13 protein-coding genes are annotated in these 10,815 nt (G+C 27.4%); 12 read left to right on the top strand and 1 reads right to left on the bottom strand.

Annotated elements, in window-relative coordinates:
• Window positions 1-240: 240 nt before the first annotated feature.
• Entirely contained in the window at window positions 241-564 is a 324-nt protein-coding gene (locus BN899_RS10590; protein ID WP_042275194.1) for a hypothetical protein, read from the top strand.
• Window positions 565-579: 15 nt separating this feature from the next.
• Here the strand turns inward: BN899_RS10590 and BN899_RS19045 are convergent, their stop codons facing one another.
• A complete protein-coding gene (locus BN899_RS19045; protein ID WP_154658897.1) occupies window positions 580-750 on the bottom strand; it encodes a hypothetical protein in 171 nt (56 codons plus the stop codon).
• Between the two features lie 244 nt (window positions 751-994).
• On the opposite strand from BN899_RS19045, the gene BN899_RS10585 reads away from it, so the two are divergent.
• The 11 genes from BN899_RS10585 to rpoD all read left to right on the top strand — a co-directional run bounded on the left by BN899_RS10585 (window position 995) and on the right by rpoD (window position 10,780).
• Entirely contained in the window at window positions 995-1,579 is a 585-nt protein-coding gene (locus BN899_RS10585) for an anthranilate synthase component II (protein ID WP_042275192.1), read from the top strand.
• A gap of 1 nt (window position 1,580) precedes the next feature.
• A complete protein-coding gene (gene pabB, locus BN899_RS10580) occupies window positions 1,581-2,930 on the top strand; it encodes an aminodeoxychorismate synthase component I (protein WP_042275190.1) in 1,350 nt (449 codons plus the stop codon).
• Window positions 2,920-3,666, top strand: a complete 747-nt coding sequence (locus BN899_RS10575) for an aminotransferase class IV (RefSeq protein WP_042275189.1) — start codon at window positions 2,920-2,922, stop codon at window positions 3,664-3,666. Before pabB ends, BN899_RS10575 begins: the two co-directional genes overlap by 11 nt.
• Window positions 3,667-3,677: 11 nt before the next feature.
• Entirely contained in the window at window positions 3,678-4,379 is a 702-nt protein-coding gene (locus tag BN899_RS10570; RefSeq protein WP_042275186.1) for a hypothetical protein, read from the top strand.
• A gap of 16 nt (window positions 4,380-4,395) precedes the next feature.
• Complete coding sequence (gene folE / locus BN899_RS10565) at window positions 4,396-4,968, top strand: GTP cyclohydrolase I FolE (protein ID WP_042275184.1); 573 nt, start codon at window positions 4,396-4,398, stop codon at window positions 4,966-4,968.
• A 22-nt stretch (window positions 4,969-4,990) separates the two neighbouring features.
• Window positions 4,991-5,782 carry a dihydropteroate synthase gene (gene folP, locus BN899_RS10560; RefSeq protein WP_042275183.1) on the top strand — a complete coding sequence of 264 codons (792 nt, stop codon included), beginning with the start codon at window positions 4,991-4,993 and terminating at the stop codon, window positions 5,780-5,782.
• Between the two features lie 7 nt (window positions 5,783-5,789).
• Window positions 5,790-6,155 (top strand): dihydroneopterin aldolase, encoded by a 366-nt coding sequence (gene folB / locus BN899_RS10555; RefSeq protein WP_042275181.1) that lies wholly within the window; start codon window positions 5,790-5,792, stop codon window positions 6,153-6,155.
• Entirely contained in the window at window positions 6,148-6,654 is a 507-nt protein-coding gene (gene folK, locus BN899_RS10550; protein ID WP_042275179.1) for a 2-amino-4-hydroxy-6-hydroxymethyldihydropteridine diphosphokinase, read from the top strand. Before folB ends, folK begins: the two co-directional genes overlap by 8 nt.
• Window positions 6,635-7,414, top strand: a complete 780-nt coding sequence (gene aroF, locus BN899_RS10545) for a 3-deoxy-7-phosphoheptulonate synthase (RefSeq protein WP_052356808.1) — start codon at window positions 6,635-6,637, stop codon at window positions 7,412-7,414. The genes folK and aroF overlap by 20 nt, the downstream gene beginning before the upstream one ends.
• A gap of 389 nt (window positions 7,415-7,803) precedes the next feature.
• Window positions 7,804-9,612, top strand: a complete 1,809-nt coding sequence (dnaG, locus tag BN899_RS10540) for a DNA primase (protein WP_042275177.1) — start codon at window positions 7,804-7,806, stop codon at window positions 9,610-9,612.
• Between the two features lie 19 nt (window positions 9,613-9,631).
• Window positions 9,632-10,780 carry an RNA polymerase sigma factor RpoD gene (rpoD, locus tag BN899_RS10535; protein ID WP_042275175.1) on the top strand — a complete coding sequence of 383 codons (1,149 nt, stop codon included), beginning with the start codon at window positions 9,632-9,634 and terminating at the stop codon, window positions 10,778-10,780.
• Window positions 10,781-10,815 lie beyond the last annotated feature (35 nt).

Below are 10,815 nucleotides of genomic sequence, written 5' to 3'. Positions count from 1 at the left end.
TAGTGAGGCTCTTTTTATTGATTATTTATTAAATTTTAAATCTAAGTTAAATGTATTTGACTTAAGTAAAAGAAGTAATATAAGAAAATTTAAAAGAATATATATACGATATAGGAAAAATAAACAGGTTTAATATTAATTCTATATTCTACATAATATATTTTAATATAAAATCATACAACATTTTCAAAAAAAATTAATATATTATATAGTAAGACTATCTTGAAAAGGATTGATTAAATGTATAATAAAATTTATGAGAGAAAAGAATTTATGATATTCCAAGTAAAAGAAGGTTATGTAGTATATAATACAAAAAAAAGTTTTCAAGAAGGTCATACCCATCTCAAGCACTTTGAAGCTGCTAAAACAGCAATAGACTTAGTAATAAATAAAAAAGTTCCAAAGAGTACAGATGGTTATTATTTATCTAGTCTTATAAGAATAAGTGATGATGATAAATATATAAGTAAAATTAACGAATTAATAGAATCTAGAGAACAAAAAGGAAAAAAAGACAAGTACTATAATTCTAGATATAAAATAGCAAAGAGAAGCATATAGCTTCTCTTTGTTTTGTTATTTATAAATATTAGGAGAGGATGAATTATCAAATGATATACCTTTATGAACTAAGTAACTACAAATACCATCCTTATCATATTGCTTAAGTTTTTTTATGGCTTCCTGTTTTGACATAGGAGGTGATATAGATTTGGTATCTGATCTTATAATAATGTATTTATCCATTTTTTAACCTCCAAAAATGAGATATTTTAAGTTAGTTTTTGTACAAAAGGAATAAATATACTATATGAGTTAGTTGTAAATTTTTGAAAAAATAACTTCGTTGACATACATTTCTAAAAGACTATATAATTAAAAATATATAGCTAATATATATGGTCAATATATGCTTGAAAAAGTTTATATATGAAAGAAATTGTATATAGAAAAATTTAATATTAAAAGTAAAACCAGGGGGGAAGTAGAAATGATACTTATGATAGACAACTACGATTCATTTGTTTATAACCTAGTTCAGTATGTTGGAGAGTTAGGAGAAGAGGTAGTAGTAAAGAGAAATGATGAAGTAAGTATAGAAGAAATTGAAAAGCTAAATCCAGAAATAATAATTTTATCTCCTGGACCTTGTTCACCAAAAGAGTCAGGTATATGTATAGATGTAGTAAATGAATTTAAAGGTAAAAAGCCAATACTTGGAATTTGTTTAGGGCATCAAACTATAGGACATGTATTTGGTGGAAAAGTTATTAAAGCAAGCGAGCCAGTTCATGGAAAAGTACATAAAATAAAACATAATAATAAAGGTGTATTTGAAGGTTTAAAAAATCCTTTAAATGTAACTAGATATCACTCACTAATAATAGATGAAAATAGTTTGCCAGAAGAGTTAGAGGTAACAGCTGTGACTAATAAAAATGAAATAATGGGAATTAGACATAAAAACTACTTAATAGAAGGTGTACAGTTTCATCCAGAAGCTATATTATCAGAACAAGGGCATGAAATACTTAGAAATTTTATAGAAAAAGTAAGAACTAAGGTGGGTGATTAATATGATAAAAGAGATAAATACTAGTTTAAAATCTTTTGAAATTTTTACAATATTTAAAGATGAGAAAGACAGTTTCATATTAGATAGTGCAATGGATCCTAAAAAATTAGGTAGATATTCATTTATAGGCTGTAATCCATTTAAAGTATTAAAATATAAAAATAGTGAAAGTAATCCACTTGATAATTTACAAAAAGAGTTAGATAGATATAAAGTAGAAAATAATACGCATCTTCCATTTATAGGAGGGGCTGTAGGGTATTTATCATATGACTTAGGTAATTATATAGAAAAACTTCCTAGAACTGCTAAAGATGATACAAATGTGTATGATTTATACTTTGGATTATACGATCATGTAATAGTAATAGATCACTTAGAAGAAAAAACGTACATAGCTACACCTGATTTAGATTTAAATAAAGAAGAAAAATTAATATCTGAAATAGAGAAAAAAATAATAAAATCTCAAAATTTAGGTATAGATAATATTTGTTATGAAGAAAAAGACGTTGAACCTATCAAATTAAAATCTAACTTTACTAAGTCAGAATTTGAAGATGCAGTTAGAAAAGTGCAAAACTACATAAAACAAGGTGATATATATCAAGCAAATCTAACACAAAGATTTAGTGGAAAAACAAACTTATCAAGTTTTGAATTATATAGAGACTTAAGAAGAATTAGTCCAGCACCATTTGGAGCATTTTTAAACTTTGAACAAAGCAATATTCTATCAAATTCACCGGAGCGATTCATAAAATGCATAAATAAAAAAATTGAAACAAGACCAATAAAAGGTACAAGACCAAGAGGTAAAACTATAGAAGAAGATTTAAGACTTCAAGAAGAGTTAGTTAATAGTGAAAAGGACAGAGCAGAATTACTTATGATAGTAGATTTAGAAAGAAATGATATAGGAAGAGTATCAAAAATAGGAAGTGTAAAAGTACCAGAATTATTTATAATAGAGCCATATGCTAATGTAAACCATTTAGTTGCTACAGTAGTAGGAGAATTAGAAAATGATAAAAATTGTGTAGATATTATAAAAGCAACATTCCCTGGAGGATCTATAACAGGAGCACCAAAAATTAGAGCTATGGAAATTATAGATGAATTAGAGCCTACTCAAAGAAATGTATATACAGGGTCTATAGGTTATATTGGATTTAATGGAGATATGGATCTAAATATTGCAATAAGAACAGTTATCAAACAAAATGATGATGTTTACTTCCAAGTTGGTGGGGGCATGACTTGGGACTCAAATCCTAAAGATGAATACCAAGAAACTTTAGATAAAGCAAAGTCTATAATGAAAACATTAAGGGGATATTATGAAGAATAATTTATCTTTTGAAAGTAGCCTAGCTAAATTTGGTATTGGATTGTTTGAAACTATTAAAGTAAAAGAAGGTAAAGTTAACTTAAGTTTACATATGGATAGAATATTTAATTCTATAAAAGAATTAAATATTAATACAAATTATAAAAGGGAGTTCTTAGAGTCTGAAATCCTAAATTACATAGAAGAACATAATATTTTTAATAAAGCATTAAGATTAACTATATTTGATGAAGGTTATAATATATCGACCAGAAATATACCTTATAATGATAAAAGTTATGAAAAAGGATTTAAGTTAAATATTTCTCCTATAAAAAGAGGAAATAGTATACTCTATAAGCATAAAACAACTAACTATTTTGAAAATATATATACTAAAAATTATGCAGATAGTAATGGATTTAATGATGGCATATTTACTGATATGAATAACGACATATTAGAGTGTTCTATGAGTAATATATTTTTTATAAAAGAGAATGTTTTATATACTCCAAGTAATGATTTACCAGCATTAAACGGCACAACAAAAAGAAGGATTTTAGAGGCTTGTGACGAATTTAACATAAAAGTAAGGGAATCTCTTATAAATATAGAAGAAATTAAAAATTTTGACTTTGTATTTGTGACAAATGCTCTTATGGGAGCTATGAAAGTTGTACAAATAGAAGATATTATTTATGATAAAAAAAATCAATTATTTGAGAAAATACTAGCTTATTTAAATGAAAGCTAGTGGAGAAAAAAATGGAAAATAAGCTTTATGAAATATACAAAGAAGAAATAGAAAATATAATTAAAGATGAAGATACAGAGGCAATTTTTTTAGTAGGTTCTGCAAAATCATATGATTTGAGTATAGAAGATACTAAGATAAATGATATTGATATATTTGTGTTTTCAAATCAAGATAATAATCAGATAAGGGTAATAAAAGAAGTACAGGGGATAGAGTTTGATATAAATTATTTTTCAAAAGATGGAGTAAGATATTTTGTAAATAGTAAAGAGTACTTTTTCTTAAATGAAATGAAAGATGCTAAAACTATATATGATAAAAATAATATATCATATGGTTTAATTAACTTGTGTAAATCAAAGTATATGGAAGGTCCAAATGAGTTATCACAAGGAGAAAAATCATTTTTAAAATCTGAAATAGAGTCTAAAATTCAAAGATTAAAGTTTAAAGATGAATATCAAAATTATGAATATGAATTTTTGACTAATTTATATTTAAAAGATATAATAGTTGGGTATTTTAGTATAAACAATAAATGGATTCCAAAGGATAAAAAAATAATTAAAACATTAAAAAAAGAAAATGAAGAACTCTTTAACTTAATACAAAATATATACAAAAATTATAGATATGAAGATTTAATGAATGTTTATAATTATGTTTTTGATAATATAACAATAAGTAAAAATATAAAGATGACTTACTAATACGGGGGTTAAGCCAATGAGCAAAGTAGATAAAGATAAGATAAAAAATGCAGTTAGAGATATATTAGAAGCTATAGGAGAAGATCCTAATAGAGAAGGATTAATAGATACACCAGATAGAGTAGCTAGAATGTATGAAGAAATATTTGCAGGTCTTCATCAAGATCCAAAAGAGCATTTAAAGGTTGTTTTCCAAGAAGAAAAACACGAAGAACTAGTTATAGTAAAAGATGTTCCCTTCTATTCATGCTGTGAACATCATATAGTACCGTTCTTTGGAAAAGCTCATATAGCATATTTACCTAAAGATGGTAGATTAACAGGACTTTCTAAACTTGCTAGAGTAATAGAAACATTAGCAAAAAGACCTCAGTTACAAGAAAGAATAACTAAAGATGCAGCAGATATAATAATGGAAGAATTACAACCATACGGTGTAGTAGTAGTTGTAGAAGCAGAACATATGTGTATGACAATGAGAGGTGTAAAAAAGCCAGGGTCAAAAACTATAACATCAGCTGTAAGAGGTCTATTTGAAAAAGATATAGCAGCAAGAGCAGAAGCTATGAGTTTAATAAATATGAGATAGTTTAAATAGGAGAATAAATAAAATGTTTGATTACGGTAAGAAGACTTATATAATGGGAATACTAAATGTTACTCCAGATAGCTTTTCTGACGGAGGAAACTTTAATAGTCTAGAAACTGCTATAAAGCATGCTAAAGATATGATAAATGAAGGCGCAGATATAATAGACTTAGGTGGAGAATCAACTAGGCCAGGTCATAAATATGTAGATGAAGATGAAGAGTTAAGAAGAATAATACCAGTTATAAAAGAACTTAAAAAAGAAATACAAGTTCCAATATCAGTAGATACGTATAAATCAGAAGTTGCAGATGGTGCACTTAAATTAGGTGTTGAAATGATAAATGATATCTGGGGACTTAGAAAAGATGAAAATATGGCAAATGTAATTGCCAAGCATGATGCACATGTTTGTATAATGCACAATCAAGATGGAACTGAATACGATAAAGATATAATGGAATCTATAAAGGAATTTTTGATTGAAAGTATTGAGATAGGAATAAAGGCAGGCATAGATAAAGAAAAAATAGTATTAGATCCAGGAATTGGATTTGGAAAAACAGTTGAACAAAACTTAGAGGTATTAAAAAGATTAGATGAACTAAATGAATTAGGATATCCGATACTTCTTGGAACATCAAGAAAATCTGTAATAGGAGCAGTATTAAATGTTGAACCAAAGGAAAGAGTTGAAGGCACTGTAGCTACAACTGTTTTAGGTATTAGAGATGGAGTAGATATAGTTAGAGTTCATGATATAAAAGAAAATTTAAGAGCGGCTAAAATGGCAGATGCCATATATAGAAGGTAGGATTTATATGGATAAAATATTATTAAATAATTTAGGATTTTATGGATATCATGGAGTTTTAAAAGAAGAAAATGTATTAGGGCAAAAATTTTTCATAGATATGGAACTTTACCTAGATACAAAAGAAGCAGGAGATACTGATGATATGACTAAATCTGTTAGTTATGCTGATGTATATGAAGTGGTAAAATATATAGCAGAAAATAAGAGATTCAATTTAATTGAAAGTTTAGCAGAGAATATAGCAAAAGAAGTGCTTTCAAAATTTGAACTTATAAAAGAAGTGATGGTTAGAGTTAAAAAACCTGAAGCTCCAGTAAATGGTATATATGATTATTTTGGAGTAGAAATAAGGAGAGCAAAGGATGAATAAAGCTTACCTAGGGCTAGGAACTAATATGGGAGATAGGCTAGATTATATTAATAGTGCATGTGAAATATTATCAAATAATAATAATATAAAAATTACAAATAAGTCAAAGCTGTATGAAACAAAGGCATGGGGATATACAGATCAAGCTGATTTTTTAAATTTATGCTTAGAAATAGAAACTTCTTTAGATAAGTATGAATTATTAAAAATCTGCCAGGATGTTGAACAAAAGTTAAATAGAGAGAGAATAATAAGATGGGGACCAAGAACTATAGATGTTGATATATTATTTTTTAATGATATAATATTAAACAATGAAAATTTATCTCTGCCTCATCCAAGAATAAGCGAGAGAGCATTTGTGCTTATACCTTTAATGGACTTAAATCAAAGTCTTTTGATAAAGGGAAAAGTAATAAGTGAGTACTTAAACTCTTTGACAAATGAGGAAAGAGACGAAGTAAAGGAGTACATAGGTGATGAAAAAAAACCTATTTAATGAAAATTTAAAATTTGAAATAGATAGTAATGACAAAAAACTAATAGTAAAAGAAGATAAACTTATAATGGCAGGTCCATGTGCTATTGAAAGCTACGAACAGTTATTAGAGACAGCTAAATTTGTTAAAAGCAAGGGTGCAAACATATTAAGAGGTGGAGCTTATAAACCAAGAACATCTCCAAATTCGTTCCAAGGATTAAAGGAAGAAGGACTCGAAATATTAAAAGCAGTAAAAAAAGAAACTGGTATAGCTGTAATAACAGAGCTAATGGATATAAGAGAAATGGACAAGCTATGCGAAGTTGCAGATATAATTCAAATAGGTTCAAGGAATATGCAAAACTTCACGTTACTAACTGAAGTTGGAAAACAAAATAAACCTGTTATGTTAAAAAGAGGTTTAAGTTCTACAATTAATGAGTGGATAGGAGCAGCAGAATATATAGCTATAGAGGGTAATCAAAACATTATAATGTGTGAGAGAGGTATAAGAACATATAATGATTATACTAGAAATACATTAGATTTAGCAGCAGTTCCTATAATTCAAAAAGAAACGGGACTTCCTGTAATAGTAGACCCTTCTCATGCATGTGGAATTAGATATTTAGTAAAACCAATGTCTATAGCTGCACTCGCAGCTGGTGCTGATGGAATAATGGTTGAGGTACACCCAGATCCTATTAATGCATTATCAGATGGAATGCAATCACTTCACTTTAATGAATTTGAAGATTTAATGAATTCTATAAAATAAAAAGAGGCTATAGCCTCTTTTTTATTTTTATTAAATTGATAAATACACCAGTATAATATAAAAATTATTTAAATATCAAAAAATATGGGTAAATCTAATTAAAATAGGAAAAATTAAATTAGCAAATTTAAAATTACAAAAATCTTAATTATAATAAAATGATTATTAAAATTAACATAAATATTTGTGATAGTCTAATTATCTAAATTTATGTGTATAATCAATAAATATACGTAAAAATCAATAAAAAATGAAAAAAGTAAAAAAAATCGATTTTTAAGAAGGATATTAACAAAAAAAGTCGAAATCTGTATAATGTGTATTTGACAAATTGATAATATAATGTAAAATAGATATGTTAGACAAAAATTACACCAGAAGGTGATAATATGAATGATATAAAAGAAATAATAGAAGAAGTTAAAAGTAGATGCGATGTAGTGAATGTAATATCCCAGTATATGAGTATAAAACCATCTGGGTCAAATTTTAAGGGATTATGTCCTTTTCATGGCGAAAAAACACCATCATTCTACATAAGTACTGCAAAGCAAATGTACAAATGCTTTGGATGTGGAGAAGGTGGAGACGTAATAAAATTTGTCATGAGTATGGAAAATTTAGAATTTATGGATGCACTTAAATTGTTAGCGAAACAATGTGGTGTTGAAATTAATACTAATATGGATGAAGCGACAAAAGTTAAAATGGAAAAAATCAATAAATTCCAAGACATACATAGACAAGCAGCTAGATTCTATTTCGCAAATTTAGGAAATGGTAAAAACCATGGATATGAATATTTAAGAAGTAGAGGACTAGATGATAAAATAATAAAAAAGTTTGGACTTGGATATTCATTAGCATCATGGAATGCTCTTATGGATTACTTACAATCTAAAGGATATACAAAAGAAGAACTATCAGAATGTGGTTTAATAACATATACAAAAGAAGGAAATAAAGCCTATGATAAATTTAGAAATAGAGTAATGTTTCCGATATTTGATTATAGAGGTAATGTAATTGGCTTTGGTGGAAGAGTATTAGACGACTCTTTACCTAAATACTTAAATTCTCCAGATACTTTAATATTTAATAAGAGACAAAATTTATATGGTCTAAATTTTGCAAGAAAAGATATAACGGATAGAACTGTAGTCTTAGTTGAAGGATATATGGACTTAATATCACTTTATCAATATGGAATAAAAAATGTAGTAGCAACACTTGGAACGGCATTAACAGAGCAACAAGGAATGCTAATTAAAAGATATGCAGATACAGCTATTATATCTTATGATTCAGATGAAGCAGGAGTCAAAGCAACTTTAAGAGCTATAGAAATACTTAATAAGTTAGATATGAATATTAAAATATTGGATTTAAAGGAAACTAAAGATCCAGATGAATTTATAAGAAAGTATGGATTAGAAGAATTTAAGAAAGCAATGGAACTTTCCACTCACCAAATAAAATTTAAAATAGATCATCTTAAGATGCAATTTGACTTGCAAAAAGATGATGATAGGGTGAAGTTTGCGAAAGAAGCTTCTAAAATTATAAAGGAAATAAAAAGTCCTGTTGAGATAGACTACTATACTAAATACCTAAGTAGCCAAATTGACATAAGTGTCGAATCTATAAAAAGAGAAGTATATGGTAAAAATTACAATAAGATAGAAAATAAAAAATATCAAAAATATCCAAATAAAAAAGAAGAAAAAGTTATTGAAAAACCAAAGACAATAATAGGTGGTAAAAAATTCGTTGAGGAAAATCTTATAAAAATAATGCTAGAAGATAAAAATCTTAGAGAAATTGCATTATTAAGGCTTGACGAAAATGATTTTTTATCAAAAGATAGTAAAGAAATTTTAAATTTTATAATTAAAAATCAAGAATTGGATAAAATAACTATTGACAAAATTAAAAGTTTAAACATATCCGAAGAATATTTGAAAGATTTAGAGAGCATATCTTTAGATAATATGAACTTAAATAATGTTAAAAATATAGATGAAATAATAAAAAATATGAAGAAAAATAATCTTCACGAAAAAATTAATATATTGCTAGAAGAACAGAAGACACTTGAAGATAATAAACACAATAATGATGCGAAAGAGGTAGATGGTAAGATTATGGAAATTGCTTTAAAAATAGTTGAAATAAGAAGAACACTACAAAAACTATAATAAGGAAGGAGGCACGAGTATGGAAAATAAAAATGGAAAAAAAGAATCAAAAAGGATAACGGCAAAAAGTTTAATAGAAAAAGGTAAAAAGCAAGGGTCTCTTACTCTGGCTGAAATAATGGAAGCTTTTTCAGAAACGGATTTAGATAAAGATCAAATAGAAAATCTTTATGAAACATTAGGAAATCTAGGAATAGAAGTAACGGAAACTAAAAATGATAAAGTAGAAATTGATTTTTCGGCAGATGACGAATTAGATATGGAAAATCTAGATGAAGGTGTGGATGAAGAACTATCTAAAGAAGAAAACCAAATGGATTTAGAACCAATAGATTTATCTTTACCAAAAGGTATAAGCATAGATGACCCTGTTAGAATGTATTTAAAAGAAATTGGTAAAATACCACTACTAAAACCACATGAAGAAGTTGAGTTAGCTAGAAGAATGCATGAAGGTGATGAAATAGCTAAACAAAGACTTGTAGAAGCCAACTTAAGACTTGTTGTAAGTATAGCTAAAAGATATGTTGGTAGAGGAATGCTTTTCTTAGATTTAATACAAGAAGGAAACTTAGGTCTTATAAAAGCAGTTGAAAAATTTGACTATGTTAAAGGATTCAAATTTAGTACTTATGCAACTTGGTGGATAAGACAAGCTATAACTCGTGCTATAGCTGACCAAGCAAGAACAATAAGAATACCAGTTCATATGGTTGAAACAATAAATAAATTAATAAGAGTATCAAGACAATTACTTCAAGAGTTAGGAAGAGACCCAAAGCCTGAAGAGATAGCTAAAGAAATGGAAATGACTGAAGAAAAGGTAAGAGAGATAATGAAAATAGCTCAAGACCCAGTATCTTTAGAAACTCCAATAGGAGAAGAAGAAGATAGTCATTTAGGAGATTTCATACCAGATGACGATGCTCCAGCACCAGCAGAGGCAGCAGCATACTCTTTACTGAAGGAACAAATAGAGGACGTATTAGGTTCATTAAATGAAAGAGAGCAAAAAGTATTAAAGTTAAGATTTGGACTTGAAGATGGAAGAGCAAGAACTCTTGAAGAAGTAGGTAAAGAGTTCGATGTAACTAGAGAGAGAATAAGACAAATTGAAGCTAAAGCATTAAGAAAATTAAGACATCCAAGTAGATCGAAAAAAACTTGAGATTACTTAGACTAGAATTTACTTATATTAAAAAT

It is taken from the genome of Faecalimicrobium dakarense, assembly GCF_000499525.1.
GTDB classification, from domain to species: Bacteria; Bacillota; Clostridia; order Peptostreptococcales; family Peptostreptococcaceae; genus Faecalimicrobium; species Faecalimicrobium dakarense.
The sequence above is the reverse complement of the archived record's forward strand: the minus strand, read 5'-3'. Positions and strand labels throughout refer to the sequence as shown.

What these genes read in the sequence shown, in the direction of transcription:
- BN899_RS10575 (WP_042275189.1), top strand. Translation starts at nt 2,920, where the DNA reads ATGAAGAATAATTTATCTTTTGAAAGTAGCCTAGCTAAATTTGGTATT.
- folK (WP_042275179.1), top strand. Translation starts at nt 6,148, where the DNA reads ATGAATAAAGCTTACCTAGGGCTAGGAACTAATATGGGAGATAGGCTA.
- BN899_RS19045 (WP_154658897.1), bottom strand. Translation starts at nt 750, where the DNA reads ATGGATAAATACATTATTATAAGATCAGATACCAAATCTATATCACCT.
- pabB (WP_042275190.1), top strand. Translation starts at nt 1,581, where the DNA reads ATGATAAAAGAGATAAATACTAGTTTAAAATCTTTTGAAATTTTTACA.
- BN899_RS10570 (WP_042275186.1), top strand. Translation starts at nt 3,678, where the DNA reads ATGGAAAATAAGCTTTATGAAATATACAAAGAAGAAATAGAAAATATA.
- dnaG (WP_042275177.1), top strand. Translation starts at nt 7,804, where the DNA reads ATGAATGATATAAAAGAAATAATAGAAGAAGTTAAAAGTAGATGCGAT.
- folP (WP_042275183.1), top strand. Translation starts at nt 4,991, where the DNA reads ATGTTTGATTACGGTAAGAAGACTTATATAATGGGAATACTAAATGTT.
- rpoD (WP_042275175.1), top strand. Translation starts at nt 9,632, where the DNA reads ATGGAAAATAAAAATGGAAAAAAAGAATCAAAAAGGATAACGGCAAAA.
- folE (WP_042275184.1), top strand. Translation starts at nt 4,396, where the DNA reads ATGAGCAAAGTAGATAAAGATAAGATAAAAAATGCAGTTAGAGATATA.
- BN899_RS10590 (WP_042275194.1), top strand. Translation starts at nt 241, where the DNA reads ATGTATAATAAAATTTATGAGAGAAAAGAATTTATGATATTCCAAGTA.
- folB (WP_042275181.1), top strand. Translation starts at nt 5,790, where the DNA reads ATGGATAAAATATTATTAAATAATTTAGGATTTTATGGATATCATGGA.
- aroF (WP_052356808.1), top strand. Translation starts at nt 6,635, where the DNA reads ATGAAAAAAAACCTATTTAATGAAAATTTAAAATTTGAAATAGATAGT.
- BN899_RS10585 (WP_042275192.1), top strand. Translation starts at nt 995, where the DNA reads ATGATACTTATGATAGACAACTACGATTCATTTGTTTATAACCTAGTT.